This is a genomic window from Bartonella sp. AC10YNML (genome assembly GCF_042196825.1).
In the GTDB taxonomy this organism is placed as follows: Bacteria; Pseudomonadota; Alphaproteobacteria; order Rhizobiales; family Rhizobiaceae; genus Bartonella.
In genome coordinates, this window is sequence record NZ_JBHIRA010000001.1 from 244,097 (window position 1) to 262,654 (window position 18,558).

At 38.0% G+C, this 18,558-nt stretch carries 14 protein-coding genes; 10 read left to right on the forward strand and 4 right to left on the reverse strand.

Annotated elements, in window-relative coordinates:
- Positions 1-531 precede the first annotated feature (531 nt).
- From ACFINA_RS00930 to ACFINA_RS00940, 3 genes are all read left to right on the forward strand, one after another.
- Entirely contained in the window at positions 532-1,461 is a 930-nt protein-coding gene (locus ACFINA_RS00930) for a prephenate/arogenate dehydrogenase family protein (RefSeq protein ID WP_375606051.1), read from the forward strand.
- Positions 1,462-1,870: 409 nt separating this feature from the next.
- Positions 1,871-2,722 carry a YihY/virulence factor BrkB family protein gene (locus ACFINA_RS00935; RefSeq protein WP_375614928.1) on the forward strand — a complete coding sequence of 284 codons (852 nt, stop codon included), beginning with the start codon at positions 1,871-1,873 and terminating at the stop codon, positions 2,720-2,722.
- Positions 2,719-3,234 (forward strand): YaiI/YqxD family protein, encoded by a 516-nt coding sequence (locus tag ACFINA_RS00940; protein ID WP_375614929.1) that lies wholly within the window; start codon positions 2,719-2,721, stop codon positions 3,232-3,234. The genes ACFINA_RS00935 and ACFINA_RS00940 overlap by 4 nt, the downstream gene beginning before the upstream one ends.
- 2 nt (positions 3,235-3,236) lie before the next feature.
- On the opposite strand, the gene ACFINA_RS00945 is transcribed toward ACFINA_RS00940, so the two are convergent.
- Entirely contained in the window at positions 3,237-3,932 is a 696-nt protein-coding gene (locus tag ACFINA_RS00945) for a TlpA disulfide reductase family protein (RefSeq protein WP_375614930.1), read from the reverse strand.
- Positions 3,933-3,964: 32 nt separating this feature from the next.
- On the opposite strand from ACFINA_RS00945, the gene argH reads away from it, so the two are divergent.
- From argH to ACFINA_RS00970, 5 genes are all read left to right on the forward strand, one after another.
- On the forward strand, positions 3,965-5,365 hold the full coding sequence (argH, locus tag ACFINA_RS00950; RefSeq protein ID WP_375614931.1) for an argininosuccinate lyase: 1,401 nt from the start codon (positions 3,965-3,967) through the stop codon (positions 5,363-5,365).
- A 51-nt stretch (positions 5,366-5,416) separates the two neighbouring features.
- The gene (locus ACFINA_RS00955; RefSeq protein WP_375606046.1) at positions 5,417-5,596 is read left to right on the forward strand and encodes an LPS translocon maturation chaperone LptM; all 180 of its coding nucleotides are present in this window, start codon (positions 5,417-5,419) and stop codon (positions 5,594-5,596) included.
- Between the two features lie 9 nt (positions 5,597-5,605).
- Positions 5,606-6,886: a diaminopimelate decarboxylase gene (gene lysA, locus ACFINA_RS00960; protein ID WP_375606045.1), complete on the forward strand. Its 1,281-nt coding sequence runs from the start codon at positions 5,606-5,608 to the stop codon at positions 6,884-6,886.
- A 126-nt stretch (positions 6,887-7,012) separates the two neighbouring features.
- The gene (locus ACFINA_RS00965) at positions 7,013-9,442 is read left to right on the forward strand and encodes a TIGR02302 family protein (RefSeq protein WP_375614932.1); all 2,430 of its coding nucleotides are present in this window, start codon (positions 7,013-7,015) and stop codon (positions 9,440-9,442) included.
- A 223-nt stretch (positions 9,443-9,665) separates the two neighbouring features.
- Positions 9,666-10,436, forward strand: a complete 771-nt coding sequence (locus ACFINA_RS00970; RefSeq protein ID WP_375606043.1) for a class I SAM-dependent methyltransferase — start codon at positions 9,666-9,668, stop codon at positions 10,434-10,436.
- 900 nt (positions 10,437-11,336) lie between these two features.
- On the opposite strand, the gene ACFINA_RS00975 is transcribed toward ACFINA_RS00970, so the two are convergent.
- The 3 genes from ACFINA_RS00975 to tsaD all read right to left on the reverse strand — a co-directional run bounded on the left by ACFINA_RS00975 (position 11,337) and on the right by tsaD (position 15,331).
- Complete coding sequence (locus tag ACFINA_RS00975; RefSeq protein WP_375606042.1) at positions 11,337-12,017, reverse strand: response regulator transcription factor; 681 nt, start codon at positions 12,015-12,017, stop codon at positions 11,337-11,339.
- Positions 12,018-13,206: 1,189 nt separating this feature from the next.
- The gene (locus ACFINA_RS00980; protein ID WP_375606041.1) at positions 13,207-13,641 is read right to left on the reverse strand and encodes an EVE domain-containing protein; all 435 of its coding nucleotides are present in this window, start codon (positions 13,639-13,641) and stop codon (positions 13,207-13,209) included.
- Positions 13,642-14,236: 595 nt separating this feature from the next.
- Positions 14,237-15,331, reverse strand: a complete 1,095-nt coding sequence (tsaD, locus tag ACFINA_RS00985) for a tRNA (adenosine(37)-N6)-threonylcarbamoyltransferase complex transferase subunit TsaD (protein WP_375614933.1) — start codon at positions 15,329-15,331, stop codon at positions 14,237-14,239.
- Positions 15,332-15,693: 362 nt separating this feature from the next.
- On the opposite strand from tsaD, the gene ACFINA_RS00990 reads away from it, so the two are divergent.
- The gene (locus ACFINA_RS00990) at positions 15,694-16,878 is read left to right on the forward strand and encodes a hypothetical protein (RefSeq protein ID WP_375606039.1); all 1,185 of its coding nucleotides are present in this window, start codon (positions 15,694-15,696) and stop codon (positions 16,876-16,878) included.
- Between the two features lie 11 nt (positions 16,879-16,889).
- Complete coding sequence (locus ACFINA_RS00995) at positions 16,890-18,449, forward strand: heme biosynthesis protein HemY (protein ID WP_375606038.1); 1,560 nt, start codon at positions 16,890-16,892, stop codon at positions 18,447-18,449.
- Positions 18,450-18,558 lie beyond the last annotated feature (109 nt).

Consider the following 18,558-nt stretch of genomic DNA (forward strand, 5'->3'; position numbering starts at 1 on the left):
TTTTTAATGGTATCTGTTGGTATGCGTTGTTTTACGGTGTTTTCAATATTCGCGAAACTTATGTTGATGTTGTAGGTGGAGGCGTAATACGTTTTTATATAGGTCTAATGTACAAATTAATGAACGTATCGGGATAATTGGAGAAGAGTTAGTGTCTGCTTACGCTTTTGATGTGTTTTTTTGTGAGTAAATTAGTAAGATAAAGTAAACTGATGGGATTTTATGTAGAGTCGTTGTTATCCTAATTGAGAGTGCATTTTATTTTGTTTCGGTGATGCGCTTTGATCAGTAATTAAGAGGGAGCTTTAGAGCGTGATGTTAGATTTCTCGTCATTTATTTTTTATGTGTTTTCTAGGTAAAGTGATCTGTTGTCAGCTTGTGCAGATGATAATTGGTAAATTGCGTTATTCTTTATTTCCTAGTTGTCATTTTTTAATATTTTACGCATAACTCGTGAACAAACAAACAAGAAAATTGTGATTTTACGATTGTCTTTATTGCCATTTGCAAAGAATCTTTGAAGGTGAAAGATGCTCCATATTCAGTTTGAAAAAATAGCACTCATTGGGATCGGTCTGATTGGGTCTTCTTTAGCAAGAGTGATTAAAAAGAAAAATCTTGCAGCTCAGATTTCTATTGCAACACGTCGTACAGAAACCCTGAAAAGAGCGCGTGAATTGGAGCTTGGGGACTTTTATACGACAGATAATGCAAAAGCTGTTGAAGGAGCAGACTTGGTTATTCTTTCTGTTCCTGTTGGGGCTAGTGCAGAAGTGGCAAAAACCATTCGTGATCATTTAAAACTTGGGGCGATTGTAAGTGATGTTGGTTCTACAAAAGAATTGGTTATTACAGAAATGGCACCTTTATTGCCCAAAACGGTTCATTTTATTCCAGGGCATCCTATTGCTGGAACGGAATATTCAGGTCCAGACGCTGGTTTTGCTGATTTGTTTATCAATCGCTGGTGTATTTTAACGCCTTTTGCAGATAGCGATGTTGCTGCTGTCGCACAATTAACAGCGTTTTGGGAAGCTTGTGGTGCGCGTGTCAAAAAGATGGAGCCTAAGCATCATGATCTTGTTTTGGCTATTGTTTCGCATTTACCACATTTAATTGCGTATAATACTGTTGGGACAGCGAGTGATTTAGAAAAAGTAACAAATTCAGAAGTGATTGCTTATTCTGCTTCTGGTTTTCGTGATTTTACGCGTTTGGCCTCTTCTGATCCCGTTATGTGGCGGGATATTTGTTTGCATAATAAAGATGCTATTTTAGAAATGTTGGGTCGTTTTAGTGAAGGGCTTGCTTTTTTAGAACAGGCAATTCGTTTAGGGGATGGTGAAACACTGTTTAATTTTTTTACGCGTACGCGTGCTGTACGTCGCAATATTATTGATGCCGGACAGGAAATTGATGCTCCTGATTTTGGACGTCAGAGTGTTTCTAAAAAAGGGTGAATAAAAGCAAGGGGGGTTGTTGAATTTCGTTGGTTTTTTCTAGAAATCGATAAGAAGTTTTTTCTTTATTCAGTCATAGATTGCAATAAAAAAGAGTGGCGATTGCTTCGATACAGATAACCATGACTTCAAAAGGTTTTATGTGTGCACGATCATCTTGCTTAGTTCTCTATAGGGCATGTGATGTACAGAAGAGGTTACTGATCTGTAGAAGTAACAAAAAAATGAAGTCGTTGTAGAACTTCATAGAGTGGGTTATTGTTTTTGTTTTGGTATAAAGTCGGGCTTGACCGTATTGATTATTGACCTTTATATTGCAACATTGCAAAATGTTTATTTGCAGAGTTTTGATGATTTTTATAAAACTTGAAATAGACTGAGGAAGAGTTTTACCAGAAAGTATTGAATTTTGTTAAAAAATATCTTTTGGTATAGCTATCGTATTTTTGGTGACGCAGTAAGTCATTATTGGCGTGATAATGGGAGTGCTTTTGCAAGCCATGTTGCGCTATCGGGGCTTTTAGCATTTTTCCCTTTTTTTATTTTTGGAACATCTTTTGCTCGTTTTCTAGGTGCTTTTACCTATACACCGCAAAAAATTAAAGCACTGGTGCAGTTATTGCCTGATGTTATTGCAGAGCCTTTATCTCAGGAAATTGTCAATGTTTTAACCATTCATCGAGGAGGTGTGTTGACGCTTTCTGTCATTGGAGCGGCTTATTTTGCTTCTAATGGGATAGAGGCTTTGCGTACGGCTTTAAATAAAGCTTACCGTGTTACTGATCGACGGAGTTTGTTGTTTTGTCGTTTTCAAAGTCTGTTTTTTGTAATCCTTGGAGCTTTTGGTCTTGTTGTGATTAGCTTTTTATTGATTCTGGCGCCTTTGCTGACCAAAATTATGCAAAATCATTCTTTTTTTATGACTGAATACATTGGTGTTATTCGTTTATGGCGTTATATAGTTGCAGTCGTTATTTTGTTTATCAGTCTTTTGATTGTTCATAAATGGCTTCCAGCAGGACAGCGGAAATTTATAGATATTTTACCAGGAATCGTGGTGACAATGTTTGTATGGTTTATGGCTTCTCTTGCTTTTGCACAATATTTGACGATGTTTGATTATATTTCAACCTATGCGGGGTTAGCATCTATTATGGTTGCCATTATTTTTCTTTACATCTTAAGCGCAATTTTTATTTTGGGAGGTGAAATAAACGCCGCAATAATGTTTTATCGTAACTATTGGCGCTCTCTTCGATGAATGAAAAAAACAGTAGATCGTACGAAAATCAAAAGATAGATAGAGGAATAAAACTTGCCATTACTTTGTTGGTTGATGCGGATGCTTGTCCCGTAAAAGATGAAGTTTATCGTGTGATGAATCGTTATCAGCTTAAGACATTTGTTGTGGCAAATCGTTCTTTGTTCCTTCCAGATGAAGCGCTCATTGAGAGAGTAGTCGTTGCTGGTGAATTCAATGGTGCTGATGATTGGATCGTAGAACATGTGCATGAGGCGAGTATCGTTATTACCAGTGATATTCCTTTAGCAGCAAGGGTTGTGCAAGCTGGGGGGTTTTGTCTTTCGCCAACGGGGCGTATTTTTGATGTAAATTCAATTGGTCAGGCTTTGGCGATGCGCAATTTGATGGAAGATTTGCGTGGACAGAGCAGTATAATAGGTGGTCCCCGTCCTTTTTCTCGTAAAGACCGTTCTGCTTTTTTGTCAGCACTGGATCTTGTTATACAACGTTTAAAAAGACGCGGTTATTAAAGTTATAGGGCTTCTTTAATCACTGCTTTTATAAGTGTTTTGGCATCGTCATTGGCCCATGGAGCTGCACCATTGAAGGAAGCAATGAGATATCCCTCTTTATCAATGAGCAATGTAATGGGGAGTCCTAAAGCAAGCCCCTGTTTTCTAACATTATTGAAAATATCCATTGTTTCATCGCGATAGTAAAGCAAATTATCTGAATGAATATCTCGTAAAAATTGCTGAATTTTTTCAGGAGAAGCAGTTTTATCGATATTAATCGCTATGACATCAAAGTTTTCTCCACCTAATTCACGTTTTAATTGCGCAAGTTCGGGCATTTCTGTGCGGCAAGGTGCACACCAAATAGCCCATAGATTGACCAGCACTGGTTTTCCGGTAAATTCGCTGAGTGTACGCTCTTTTCCTAGAATATCCTTGAAAGAGAGTTTATTCATATCCGAGGGTGTATCAGCAAATCGTATGTGGCTAAAAAAGCCTTTTGCTGCTTTTCGTATCGCCATCATTTTTTCTGCTCGTGCTTTATCAGTGTTTATTTCTTGTGCTTGTGCTGCTGAAATGAAATTGAAAAGAAAAAACTCTCTTTTGGTATCGTAGTTTATGGTTGCGTATAAACTCAATGCAATGATAAAGAATGCAAGGGAGAGTTGCCTTTTTTTATTGTTTTTTTCGCTGATGAAAATTTGAAAAATCATAATTTTGTCCTTTGGATGGGTGTTTTCAGAATATGACAGATGAGAAGTTAAAGAACCAAATATGGGGTGGTCGGTTTACGGCAGGTCCTGCTGCAATTATGGAAGAAATTAATGCCTCTATTGATTTTGATCAAAAACTTTATCGACAAGATATTGAAGGTTCTCTTTCTCATGCGGCTATGTTAGCGCAAACGAAAATCATTTCACAATCAGATTATGAAAAAATTGTTCATGGTTTGAAACTTATTCGCCAAGAAATTGAAGACGGTAAATTTGTTTTTTCACGAAAGCTTGAAGATATTCATATGAATATTGAAGCGCGGTTGAGTGAATTGATAGGTTCTGTAGCAGGGCGTTTGCATACGGCGCGTTCACGCAATGATCAAGTTGCTGTTGATTTTCGCTTGTGGGTACGTGAAGCAACGCAAAAGATAGCACAAGCTTTAAAAGGATTGATAGAGCAATTACTTATTCGCGCAGAACAACATGTTGATACCTTTATGCCGGGCTTTACGCATTTACAATTAGCCCAACCTGTAACATTGGGCCATTATATGATGGCTTATGTTGAAATGTTCGGTCGAGATTTATCGCGAATGCGTGATGCTCTTGAGCGAATGAATGAATCGCCTTTAGGGGCTGCTGCTTTGGCAGGAACAAGTTTTCCGATTGATCGCTTTATGACAGCACAAGCACTAGGCTTTCGGGAACCTACACGCAATTCAATTGATAGTGTTTCTGATCGTGATTTTGCGTTGGAGTTTTTAAGCGCTGGTGCTCTTTGTGCGGTGCATCTTTCGCGTTTGGCGGAAGAAATAATTCTTTGGTCAAGTGAACAGTTTTGTTTTATTCATTTGTCAGATGCCTTTTCAACGGGTTCGTCTATTATGCCACAAAAGAGAAATCCGGATGCGGCAGAGTTAGTACGAGCGAAAGCAGGTCGATTGAATGGTGCGCTTATGGGATTGTTAACGGTGATGAAAGGATTACCGCTTGCTTATTCAAAGGATATGCAAGAAGATAAAGAATATGTATTTGATGGGGCTTTGAGTTTGAAATTATCACTCGCAGCAATGACAGGGATGATTGCTGATTTGAAAGTGAATAAAAAAGCCATGAAACAAGCAGCGGATTTAGGGTATGCAACAGCTACGGATTTTGCTGATTGGCTTGTCCGTGAATTAGGGATTCCTTTTCGTGAAGCACATTACATAACAGGGCGTGCTGTGGCATTGGCAGAAAGAAAACAGTGTCGCCTTCATGATTTATCATTAGATGAACTTCAAGCAATTTGTCCTGATATCAATGCGACACTTTTTGATGTTTTGACCGTTGAAAAATCTGTTGAAAGTCGTAAAAGCTTTGGGGGAACAGCACCTTCAGAGGTTCTTCGGCAAATTGCATATTGGAAAAAGCGTTTCGTGAGCGCTTGAATAATTGTATTTTAAAAGTAAAAAAGAAAGCAAGATGAGGAAAGAGGACTAATGAAAGTTATAATAAAGGGGTTGATGGTTGTCCTTTTTGGGGGCTTTGGTGTCGTTGGGTGTGGGCGTAAAGGATCATTGGAGATGCCTCCTACAAGTGTGGAAAAACCTACGCAGGGAACATCTGTTGCTAAAAGTGAAGATGATAAACCTTTTATTCTTGATCGTTTGATAAAGTAGGAGGCAAGTGTGGATTTTTTCTCCTATCATCAAGGTATACTTTATGCTGAGGGTTGTTCACTTGCTATGCTTGCACAGGAGGTGGGAACTCCTTTTTACTGTTATTCAGCCAATGCATTGGTTACACATTTTAAGGACTATCAAAGAGCATTTCAAGGGATGCCCAGTCTGATTGCTTATGCGGTTAAAGCGAATTCTAATCAAGCAGTTTTGCGGCTTTTAGCTAACAATGGAGCGGGAGCTGATGTGGTCTCAGAAGGTGAATTACGGCGTGCTCTTGCTGTTGGTATTCCGGCGCATTGTATTGTTTATTCTGGGGTTGGTAAAACCGTGAGAGAGATAGATTTTGCTCTTTCTCAGAATATTTATTGTTTTAATGTTGAATCAGAGCCGGAACTTGAACAGTTATCGCAACGCGCTGTTGCACTTTCAAAAATAGCACGTGTTTCATTGCGTATTAATCCAGATGTTGATGCAAAGACCCATAAGAAAATTACAACAGGAAAATCTGAAAATAAATTTGGTATTCCCTTGTTGTTGGCAAGAGAGGCTTATAAAAGAGCGTCCTCTTTGCCTGGATTGCAGGTTTGCGGTATTGATATGCATATTGGCAGTCAAATTTGTGATTTAAAGCCGTTTGAGGAGGCGTTTATTATTATCGTAGATTTGGTGCGTCAATTGTGGAGTGATGGTTATGCAATAACGCATATAGATATTGGTGGCGGGCTTGGTATTGCCTATGGTTGTGAACAACATACCGTACCCTCCCCTTTTGATTATGCCGCGCTGGTAAAGAAGCATATTGCTCCTTTAGGGATTAATATTGTGGTGGAGCCGGGGCGGAGCATTGTGGGTCAAGCTGGTGTGTTGGTAACCTCTGTTCTCTATTTAAAAAAGGGGCAAGGGCGGAATTTTGTTATTGTGGATGCGGCGATGAATGATCTGATGCGTCCAACGCTTTATGATGCTTGGCAGAATGTCGTCCTTGTGAAACAAGCAGCAAAAGACGCCTCCCTTATTCGTGCAGATATTGTGGGTTCTGTTTGTGAGACTGGTGATTATTTAGCATTAGATCGTTGCTTGCCAATTTTGGCACCCAGTGATCTTTTGGCAATTACGCAAGCTGGGGCTTATGGTGCCGTGATGGCGAGTACTTATAATAGCAGACTTCTGGTCCCTGAAGTTCTCGTTCAAGATATGCGTTATGCAGTTATTCGTCCACGTCTTGATTATGCGCAATTAATGGGATGTGATCATATTCCTGATTGGATTGAGCCCAAATTAGATTGAGCATTATTAAATATTTTTGGTCTTATTTTTACTAAACTTTGATGAAACAATTTATTTTCTAGAAATTGTTCTGTATGGGGTTTATGATCTTAATGCACCACGGTAAAAGGGGATAAATGCTTGTTTATGAAAAATAAAAACATCAAAGGCTTTGCAATGAAGCTTTTGTGTGTGCGCATTTTGATGTGGGGGATCCTTTCATTGGAACGGATCTGGGGTCGGTTATTACCATTTTTCCTTGTTCTTAGTCTGTTTTGTTCGTTTAGCTGGTTGGGACTTTTTGGCGTTTTGGGCTATTGGTTCCATTGGCTTTTACTTGGGGCTATGCTTGTTTGTGCTGGGGTAAGTTTATTTTTTCTTATTGGTTTTCGGTTTCCCACAATGCGGGAAGTGGATCACCGTCTTGAACGTGTCAATGGCCTTAAACACCAGCCTTTGAATATTCAGACAGATCGTTTATGTTCTGAAAATGATGAAGATTTTAGTGTTGTTATTTGGCGTGAACATCAACGCCGAATGGCAAAGCAATTATACCATTTAAAAACTGGATTTATCTCTCTTAATAGTGCGGATTATGATCCTTTAGCTTTGAGGGCTTTGTGTGCTCTTCTTTTTGTGTGCGCTTTTAGTTTTTCTTTTGGTTCACAAGGGGGGCGTTTGGCTGATGCCTTTGATTTTCGTCCTGTCGTTGATGAAAAACTCATGCGGATTGATGCTTGGGTAACACCACCTGCTTATACCGGTGTGGCACCGATTTATTTGACAAAAGATGAGAAAACACAACTAGAAATCCCTGAAGGGAGTAATGTTGTTGTGCGTGTTGTCAATGGGGCTGGCATTACAGTAAAAGCAAAGTCTGTAGAAGATGGGAGGGAAATTTCGTTTTCAGAGAAAACGGAGCAAACAGCTTTGAATGATCCAATTGTTCATTTTGAAACACATTTAAAGCATTCAATAAATTTATTTGTATCATCACGTCGTAAAAAACAGCAATGGCATTTGCAGATAATTAAGGACACGCTTCCAACAATTCATTGGTTGGAAAAACCAGGGAGGATTTTAACGGGATCATTGGAGTTACGATATGTGGTGGATGATGATTATGGTGTGACAAAGGCTTTTGTTGAAATAGAGCCTTTTCTTCCTCAGAATAAAAGTGCTTCTTCTCTTTATAATGCTCCGGAAATAGAACTTCTTCTTCCGCGTGGTGGAAAGGGGAAAATGCGAATGGTGCAGGATATATCAGCGCATCCATGGGCGGGTTCGCAAGTCAAAATTACTTTGGTGGCAGAAGATGGTGCGGGGCAGAAAGGACGTAGCAAAACTTTTGTTATGATATTACCACAGCGTGTTTTTTCGAATCCTGTTGCACGCGCAGTGGTTGAACTGCGTCGTTTATTAGCTCTTAATCCTTTAGCGCGAGAGCGGGTACTTGATATGCTTTCTGCTTTGCTTGTGCGTCCAGAAAAGGGGTTGCAAAATGCATCGCATTTTATTGTTCTACAAAGTGCGTGGACAAGACTTTCTTTAGCACAAACAGACGAGGATTTGCGCAATGTGGTGGATTATTTATGGCAAATTGCTTTGGGTATTGAAGGCAATCAACTTGAATCCGTGCAAAAAAAGTTAAAACAAGCACAAGCTGCTTTACGTGATGCATTGCGTTACGGTGCTTCAGCGGCAGAAATTGAACGGCTTATGGCAGATTTACGTCAAGCTATGGATGCGTATATTCGTGCTTTGGCTGAAAAAGCACCGGATAGTCAAGTTTCTAAAAATTCTAAAAGCTCAAAAAGTCCTAATCTTTCTGAAGCTACATTACAAGAAAAGCTAAATTTAATTGAGGAAATGGCTAAAACAGGCTCTTCTTTAGCAGCTGAACAACTCTTGGCGGAAGTTGAACAGACGCTTGATCATTTGCATGTGCAAAAAGGTAATAAAAATGAGGGAGAAAAAAGCCAATCTGCACAAATGAAAGAAAAGATGGACCAGCTTGGAGATTTAATGCGTCGTCAGCAAGAAATTCTCAATAAAACACATCAGTTAGAGATGGAACAAAAACGCGGAGAAAATGTACCGGAAACACAAAAAAAATCTTTAAAAAAACGTCAAGCTGAATTGCAATCTGAATTATCAACATTAGAAAAAGAATTATCAGAACAAGGATTTGAAACAGGGGGCGCCTTGAAAAGGGCAGAAGAAAAAATGAATTCTGCGGAAAATGCTCTTGATAATGGAAATCATCAGGTATCTATACAAAATCAGTCTGATGCTTTGGAATCTTTGAGGCAAGGTGCACAAAATGTTTTGAAAAAAATGCGCGAAACACTTAAAGAAACGGGAGATGATCAAAATGCTGATTCTGGTCCTAAAGATCCGTTAGGACGTCCACTTTCTTCAAAAACAGATGAAGAACAAGAAGGCGAGGCACTCCCACAAGAAAGTGATCAAATGCGTACGCGGCAGATTTTGGATGAAATTCGCAAACGTCTTGGTAAAGAGCATCTTTCAGAAGAAGAAAAAAACTATCTTGAAAGATTGCTTCATTTTAATTAATCAGTGTTGGCTTTTTTCTTAATTGATGTCAAAAACAGTGTATGAAGAACCTCTATGGAGTTCAGCTTCAAAGAAAATAATTAAAGCACTTGTAACGCGATAATCATTCTATTGTACTGCTTTTTTAATCATTTAAGTTTAAAATATGCAATATTGAAGTGTTCGCTATTGCGGAGAAAGAGCAGAAGTCCATATAAGTTGGATATATGAAAATCTGTAATGTTTGAAATTTGTTTCTACATGGTATGTTGAGTTGGATATCGTTACGCTGAAAGATTTTTATGCTTCTGCACTTGGGCTGCGTGTGCAAAAGACGCTGTGTGACCAATTAAATTTATGGTGGCCTGATCTTACGGATAAACGGATTATGGGGTTGGGTTATGCGATTCCTTATCTTTCTGTATTGCGTGAACGTGCCCAACAATGTTTTGCTTTTATGCCTGCTGCTCAGGGTGTTTCGCCTTGGCCTTGTGCTGAGAAAGTTGCTACAGCGCTTGTTTTTGAAGAAGATTTGCCGCTTCCTGATGCGTCAGTTGATTGTATTTTATTGGTCCATGCATTAGAATATACAGAAAATTCATTTGAAACGTTGAATGAAATATGGCGTGTTTTAGCACCCAATGGTCATTTGATCGTTATTGTTCCTAATCGCTCTGGCTTTTGGGCGCGCAATACGACTACGCCCTTTGGTTATGGCGAACCTTATAGTCAACAACAGCTTATTCGTTTGTTCGAAAAAACAAATTTTATTTCTGGACCAATACAAGAAATTGTACACTATATGCCCTCTACGGGGTATTTTTCGCGGTTGTTCTCATTTTTTTACGAGCCATTTGCTCGCTATCTTTTGCCTTATTTTGGTGGACTCTTAATGTGTCAGGCACAAAAACGTGTTTATCAGGGTCTGCTCGTACAGCGTCGTCAGTCGCGACGTATTTTTATTCCTGCTTTATCACCACAGACAAGAAATATTTTAAATTATAAAGATAATTAATCATTTTGTCATTGTCATAAGAACCGCAAGTATAAAAGGATTCTCTTATTTCAATTTTTTGCATTTACAATTAAAAAATATTCTTTTGTACATTAATATGTGGAATTGGTATGTGAATAAAAATCTCAAGTATCTATATATCGAACCATATTTCATGAATAGCGGAAACATTTTAAAAGAAAAAATGCTGGTATCTTCGTAAGCATAAAAATAGCAGAGTCCAAAGGATCTTGCATAATATGGTTTATGGTGGTTAAAAACTGTACAAGGAAGGATTAAAATGCTTCTTATGAACCATCTCAAGTATCAAGGGCTCCTCTGCAACATCGAGATCTAACATAAGTGTGTGATGGTGCTGGCTTGTTCTTTTATAAGCGTAAAGATGGTGGTGCTCAGTGGCTTTATCGTTAGGATAAACATTTAGCGTTATATCATGAATTATATAATCTCTTAAGAGGAGATAAAGTCATAAAGAATGGAGGAAAACTATAAAGATAAAAAACATCTCTCAAGTTAGGTTAGTGAATGTGAGATAAAGCAATGCGTGGAGCGGTTTTTCTGAAAAAAATAATTATAAATAGCACTCATCTAAAGATGATAGTTATGATCAAGAATGTTGCTAAAAGATATCACGATTATTTATATGCGAAACATATTAAAAACTTTAGAAAGAACAAAAGCATGTGAAACAGAAGTTACAAAGTATATCGTGAGGGTTGAAAGCATTTTTGTTTCTGGTTCTCATGTTGGAATATTTCGTTTTTTATTCGTAATGTTATATATTTTGTCATAAGAGTAAGTTCTAAGTAATAGCATTCGAATTATATGCGAAGGTTTTTTCATCTCGTTTCTGTTTTCATTTAGGATATTAAAATTATTTTTGAAACAGTAAATCTCGAATTAAAGATTTAAACGGTAACCATTTTGATCTGTTATGAGAATTTGTGCATTGGAGGGATCGTTTTCGATTTTTTGTCGCAAACGATAGATATGGGTTTCTAAAGTATGGGTGATAATATTTTCATTATATCCCCAAACTTGTTCTAACAATGTTTCACGGCTGACAATTTTATCATTGGCATAATAGAGACATTTAAGGATCGCTGCTTCTTTTTCTGTGAGACAGATTTTATTGTTGCATTGATCAAGAAGAAGTTTTTGTCTTAGTTTAAAAGTATAGGGACCAATATGAAAGGTTGCGTCTTCATTTTGTTCATATTGGCGCAACTGTGCTCGAATTCTCGCCAATAACACTGCAAAGCGAAAGGGTTTTGTTACATAATCATTGGCGCCTGTTTCAAGATCTAAAATATTATCACAGTCTGTATCATAATTTGTTATCATGATAATGGGAGCACGAAATCCTTGGGTGCGTAATTGTTTAACGGCTTTGTAGCCATCAAGATCAGGAAGTTGAAATCCCAAAATAGTGAGATCAATATTTTCTTTTTGGATTATTCTCATTCCCGCTTCTGCTGTTTTTGCTTGGGAAATTTTAAATTCTTGATGCATTTGCAATTGTTCTACTAAAATGGGGCGTAGATCATCGCCTTCAACGATTAAAAGAGTGTATTGGTTCATGTTTTTCCTTATAGGCATGTTGATGCACTGATTGATATAGTTTCATGAAAAATGAGATTTCATGCAAGAAAAATTAAAAGAGGAAAATTAAAAAAAAGTCTTTGAAAAAATAAACTTTTATAATTTCTATGGTTGTTTGCCGAAAAGAAGGTGTTTCCGTCTGCAGAGTATTTTACGTATTGGTTGGAAGCATTTTTTATGCTTTAGAATGTGTTTTAGCCATTGAGTGTCATCATTTTTACGCTTATGGAGAAACAAGCTAGCACTATCATTCACTTTGCCAGCTCGTGGGTGTTGCGGACAGTTCTTGGCACTTGAGACGATTCATAAGAGGAATTTTTAGTGCTTTCTTTCACGTTTTTTATCTATATGGGACTTTCTCCGCTTAGAATATGCAAGCAAATAGCTTTTGATTGATTCAATATAAACAGGTTGGGAATGAGAGAATCCAGCGGCATGAGAGGCTCTCATCCAACATGCGAACAATGAACACTCAATATGATGCGTTTTTTAAGCGTGAAGAGAACTGTGCAACACCTAGCAGATATGTACCGTTTAGGAGAATTTCACGGTCATTTTTATTGTTTTTTTATCCACGTTCAGTTTTGTTTTTTCGTAGAGTTTGTGTGCGAAGAGGTCTGTGTGATGCTCGTGGGTGTTGCTTATTATAATCGTTGAGTAAGTCTTGCCTTTAGAAATGCCTAAAAAATACCTAATGAAGGGGGGAAGTTTTGGGGCATTTTATATTGAGAAGAGTGCAGAATGAAAAATGATAAGGAAGAGTATCCTATTTATGTATTTAGCGTGAAAACACATCAATAGAGAGGGATGCCTTGTGCGATATGAAGTGCTTTTTCATATGAGTCTAACGGTAAATTCATCGAACACTCCCATCTTTACGCTTATGAACAAGTAAGCCGGATCACACACTTTGCCAGCTCGTGGGTATTTCGAGACAGCCCTTAGCACTTAAGACGGTTCATAAGAGCCATTTTCACTCTTTTCTTTAACAATTTTTATTCACACACTCATCCCGCTTTTTATGTGCAAGAAAGTGGTTTTAATTGATTCAACATGGGACAAATTTGAAATGGGAGAATCTTACGATATTCGGGACTCTTATTCAACATGCAAAACAGTAATTTATCATTATAAATCAATGGATTATTAATGAATAAAATTTATTTCTTTAAGATAAAAGCATTTCCTTCTTAAGGTTGCCCATCAAACAGACTTCTGTCCATTCCTCTTCTGTCACGGGTTGTACTGATAAGCGGCTGGCCTTGACCAACACCATATTTGCTAGTTTAGGATTGGCTTTGATTTGTTTTAATGAAACAGGTGTTGGCATGTCACAAAGTGCTCGGATATCCACACATTCCCAGCGTGGATCAGAACTTGTAGAATCAGGGTGTGCTTCAGCACATATTTCTACAATTCCTACAATTTCTAAACCTTTATTTGAGTGATAAAAAAAACCTTTATCACCATATTTCATAGTGCGCATATTGTTACGTGCTTGATAATTGCGTACACCATCCCATTGTTCGCCATTAACTCCTTTTTTCTTTTGCATCTCCCATGACCATTTATGGGGTTCAGATTTAAAAAGCCAATAAGCCATGAGTTCTCCTTTTTCATAGACTGTTATGCATTTTTATAAGTATCTTTGTAATACCATCAACGATGATTTTTAAAATGGGGTAAATAACGGCTATTATCTATTTTTCTTGTTTCAAAATAATGTGTAGTAGAGAGACGCGCTCCATTGATATTTCATGTTGTATAAAAGTATTTTGCTCTTTGTTTCTCTTTTCAACTATGGTCTGAAATGCGGTCACTATAAGAGTTTGTTGGAAAAAATTAAGAAAATTGGTTCTAAAAAGCTTTAAGATTACAATGACAATGAAACGAATAAATGGTCAAAGATGATGAGGTCAACGAATGGCATTCATATCTATGCTTTGTGGGAGAGAGTAGATCTTATTATGCTGTAAAATACCGTCATTTGAAGTGTAATGATATAAGGCAGTTTTTTGAAACATGAGGTTTTTAAGAATGTGTGGTGAATATTTAGATTTACGTGTCGAGCTTTGGGTTAAGTGAATTGTGTGAGTGGGAAGCAGGTGGAATCTGCTCGATAGAGAATTCGGACTATCTATAGACCGGATTGAGTAGAAATCTTCGTTCTTTAAGATGTGTGTGGGACGTCAATTTTATTATGCTTTTGTTCCACGGCGTCCCATCCCGATCAAGGGCGGGGCTTTTTCATCTAATGGCCAGCGTGAGCGGGGTGCAATGTCAAGAGAGCTTGTTTCTCCTCGTGCGAGTTTTTGTGCACCGGCAAAAGCAATCATTGCAGCATTATCCGTACACAAGGAAAGAGGAGGGGCTATAAATTCAAAACCATGTTGATGAGCAAGGTCTTGCAACGTAGAGCGAATGGCTTGGTTTGCGGCAACGCCGCCCGCAACAACTAAAGCAGGAGAACGCTTTTCTTGATTATTAGAGAGAGGATATTGGTGGGTAAAGTGTTGTAAAGCTAGGTGAACACGATCACGTACCGTATCAGTCACAGTGGCTTGAAAACTTGCGGCAATGTCAGCAATATCATTTTCTGTAAGGGGAGCTATGGCTGTTGCGGCTTGTCGAACAGCAGTTTTGAGTCCTGAAAAAGAAAAGTCTAATCGTTTTTCACCTTTTAAAGGTCGTGGAAGAGGGATGCGATTTTTATCACCAAATAAAGCTGCTTTTTCAAGTGCTGGTCCACCAGGATAAGGAAGACCTAAAAGTTTTGCTGTTTTATCAAAGGCTTCTCCTAACGCATCATCAATAGTGGTTCCTAAACGCTGGTAGTTGCCTACTCCATGAACAATGATTGTTTGTGTATGACCTCCTGAAACTAAAAGTAATAAATAAGGAAAGCTGACGTTGTGCGTTAACACAGCTGTTAAAGCATGTCCCTCTAAGTGATTTACCGCAATAAATGGTTTGCCAGTGGCAAGAGAGAGTGCTTTTGCGCTCATAACGCCTACCAACAATCCTCCTATCAAACCAGGACCACTGGTGGCTGCAATGCCATCAATATCTTTTAATTTTGTGTTTGCTTCTGTTAGTGCTTGCAGAATTAAATGATCAAGAACTTCAACATGGGCACGAGCAGCAATTTCAGGAACAACACCGCCGTAAGGTGCATGGTGATCAATTTGACTCCAAACAACATTGGAAAGAATTCGGCTGTTTGATTCATTGTTATATTCAATGACAGCCGCTGCCGTTTCATCACAACTTGTTTCTATTCCCAGCAGACGCATTTTAAACAAAACCTTATATTGAAGCTTCTTTCTTACGTGCGTATCATGAACAGAAAAAGATGCAAAGTATTTCTCTTAGAATTGATTTTTCTATGAAAAATATGTGTTTTGGCATTTTCTTTGAATTTTATGATATCGTTGATTAAAAAATAAAGCTGTATTTTCGAGTATAAAATGCAAATATTTTTTTAAAACTTGTCTATTAAAGTCTATAATTGTAAATATTATTGAGAAAAATGAGATTTGGAAAATTTCTGTAAATTTATACTCTTTCGAAGATATTTGAGAAAAGCTTCATTTTTAAAACTTTTTTCATTTTATTATTTTATTTTTGAAAAAAGTGTGCACAAAAAGTGATAAAGATGGTCGATTCTTCAAAACCAAAAGTTAAATCACATTATACTGGTACGCGCCGTAAGAAACCAGTTATTGAACATGAAGCTATTCCCCATGATTCAGAGGAAAAAATCCACAATTCTGTAGAATCTCCTGCACGAGAAAAACAGAATATGCAAGGTCAGGATAAAAGTATCTCTAGTACAATTTGGCTTTTCTTATCCCTTTCTGGGATTTTGGGGGGATTCATTGCTTTGGGAATTTTTATGGGGCTTCAATGGGCTGGTTTTTTTCCTTCTCCTTTTGTGGCAAATTCTGCTGGGGAGGAAAAAGCCTTGCAGATTGCTGAAGCCGCAAAAAGTCAAGGTGAAGACACAAAGGAACAATTGAGCCGGGTCTTTCAAGAAATCGATGCGTTAAAAACAGAGTTTTCTTCTTTTTCATCACAACAGTTTAAAACAACGAAAAATGATGAACTATCGAAAGAAGAAAGCAAAAAAGCTTTTGCGATTTTAGAGGAAAAAGTAAAAACTCTTGAAGAAACTGTACAAACTTTTGTTAGAGAGTCGAAAGAGATAGAGACGGCTTTGTCTGTTGGGCAGAGCAATGCAAATGATCTTGCTGCGTTAAAACAACAGTTAGAAGCACTACAGGAAGAAACTGCTGTTAAAAATAGTGAGAAAAAAGAAATAGATACCGCGCTCTTTACTGCAATTAGTTCATTAAAAAATGCTGTAGAGCGTGGTGGATCTTATAATAATGAATTAAAGCTGTTGCGGCAATTATCGCCTTCGATTAATGGACTTGATGTGTTGCAAAAAACAGCTACTGTGGGTCTTCCAAGTTCAGCACAACTTTCAGTTGATTTTGCTCATGTTGCTGATGCAATTGTTGGTACGCAAAATCTTGTTGCGTCAGATGCTGGTTTTTTTGACCGAATTTTAGCGTGGATAAAAGGGCTCATTGTTTCGCGACCGATTGGAAATGTTGAAGGGACAACGCTGGGGGCTATTGCGGCACGCATGGAAGTTGCCATTCAAGCTGGTGATTACGAAAAGGCTTTGAGTGAATGGCAATCATTGCCCCAAAGTGCAAAAGATGTTTCAATGGATTTTGTTAAGCAGCTTGAAAGACATATTGCTATTCAACAGTTGTTGCAGCAATTGTTATTGTCTGTGCAACAAGGATCTTTTAAAGCAACAAAGATGTAAATAGGCCCAAGATGATACGTGTTTTTATTTATATTTTTGTTGTTTGTATCCTCGGTTTAGCTTTCACGTGGGTTGCTAATCACAATGGTATTTTTGTTCTCACATTTTTGCATTTCAGATTTTCTGCTTCATTTCTTACAGTGTTAAGTGTGCTTATTTTGTTTTTTGTAACGCTGGTTCTTTTATGGTGGTTATTGTCTTTCTTTTTTTCCATACCGAATGCTCTTTCCAATTATTTTTATAAACGCCATCAAAAGCGTGGTTACGAAGCTCTTTCAAAGGGGATTCTTGCAACTTTTGCTGGTGATAGTATGGTTGCGCAAAAAATGGAAACACGGGTTGCTAAATATCTTGCAGGAAAACAAGAGCCATTGGTAAAACTCTTACAAGCGCAAACCTTGTCTTTACAAAATGATTCTGTTCGCGCCATCGGTCTTTATGAAGAGATGAGAAAGGAAGATCCGACAAAACTGGTTGGACTTTATGGTTTGTTTCGTGAAGCGATGAAGAGTAAAGCTTATGAGGCAGCGCAACAATATGCCGAAGAGGCACTGACTTTATCGCCAGCACTTTTATGGGCGCATCAGGCGGTGCTCGATCGGTTAAGTACTGAGGGTAAATGGGATAAGGCACTTACTATTTTTGAAAGAACGCAAAAAGCTCTCCCGCGTTCTATTCGCGCGACTCCAGAGCGGCAGCATATACAGGTTTTACTACTAAGTGGGCAGGCACTTTCTTTGTTTGATACACATCCTGTACAAGCACGTGAAGCTATTTTGAAAGCCCATAAATTGGCGCCTGATTTTGTTCCAATAATAGTTATTGCTGCTGATATTCTTTATAAATTAAACGAAACGCGTAAAGCGGATAAAATGATTATAGCGGCTTGGCAAAAGGAGCCTCATCCTGACTTGGGAGCGCTGTATCTTGAAAGAGAAGAAGGAGCCATTGGGCGATTGAAAAGGGCTAAGACACTTGCTTCTTATAATAAAGATGCATTTGAGTCGGCTTTCCTTATTGCTAAAGCAGCTTTGGATGCTGGTGAAACAGCATTAGCAAGAGAGAAGGCACAAAAAGCATTACAATGTCATCCACGGGAAAGTGTTTATTTATTGTTGGCAGATATTGAAGAGGCACAGGGAAACAGTCAAGGTGCTGTGCGTCAATGGCTTTCTTTAGCACTTCGTGCTGAACGTGATCCAGTGTGGATGTGTGATGGGGCCATTTTTTCTTCTTGGTCAGCGGTTTCTCCAATCAGTGGACGTTTGGGCTGTTTTGAATGGAAGGCGCCTCCTTGTATGCCTTCTCTCACATTAGAGGCGGACAATATTGTGTCGAAAAGGCAAGACAAAGAGTATGTTATGGGAAAAAGTGATGATGTTGGAGATAAGAAGCTTGAAAAATTAACACCTATAGATGATTCTCTTTTGCATAATGCGCAGGTGGAGAAACAAGATATAAAAGAAAAAGATGTAAAAATGTTCAGTCAAACTCACTTAAATGTTGATGATCCAGGGGTTAAAACAGAAGAAGAAACATCTTTATCGAGGAAAAAATTTCGTTTATTTTAAATTGCATCAATATGGTAGTATGAGCGTTTTTTCAGAAGAAAAAATTAATATAGAAGAAAAAAAATTATCTTTAATCTTGTCCAATAAAATTATTCTCTTATGCTTAAAA

Excerpts from the sequence above, each read along its gene's own strand:
- ACFINA_RS00930 (WP_375606051.1), top strand. The coding sequence starts at position 532 with ATGCTCCATATTCAGTTTGAAAAAATAGCACTCATTGGGATCGGTCTG.
- ACFINA_RS00940 (WP_375614929.1), top strand. The coding sequence starts at position 2,719 with ATGAATGAAAAAAACAGTAGATCGTACGAAAATCAAAAGATAGATAGA.
- ACFINA_RS00945 (WP_375614930.1), bottom strand. The coding sequence starts at position 3,932 with ATGATTTTTCAAATTTTCATCAGCGAAAAAAACAATAAAAAAAGGCAA.
- argH (WP_375614931.1), top strand. The coding sequence starts at position 3,965 with ATGACAGATGAGAAGTTAAAGAACCAAATATGGGGTGGTCGGTTTACG.
- ACFINA_RS00955 (WP_375606046.1), top strand. The coding sequence starts at position 5,417 with ATGAAAGTTATAATAAAGGGGTTGATGGTTGTCCTTTTTGGGGGCTTT.
- ACFINA_RS00965 (WP_375614932.1), top strand. The coding sequence starts at position 7,013 with ATGAAAAATAAAAACATCAAAGGCTTTGCAATGAAGCTTTTGTGTGTG.
- ACFINA_RS00975 (WP_375606042.1), bottom strand. The coding sequence starts at position 12,017 with ATGAACCAATACACTCTTTTAATCGTTGAAGGCGATGATCTACGCCCC.
- ACFINA_RS00980 (WP_375606041.1), bottom strand. The coding sequence starts at position 13,641 with ATGGCTTATTGGCTTTTTAAATCTGAACCCCATAAATGGTCATGGGAG.
- tsaD (WP_375614933.1), bottom strand. The coding sequence starts at position 15,331 with ATGCGTCTGCTGGGAATAGAAACAAGTTGTGATGAAACGGCAGCGGCT.
- ACFINA_RS00990 (WP_375606039.1), top strand. The coding sequence starts at position 15,694 with ATGGTCGATTCTTCAAAACCAAAAGTTAAATCACATTATACTGGTACG.
- ACFINA_RS00995 (WP_375606038.1), top strand. The coding sequence starts at position 16,890 with ATGATACGTGTTTTTATTTATATTTTTGTTGTTTGTATCCTCGGTTTA.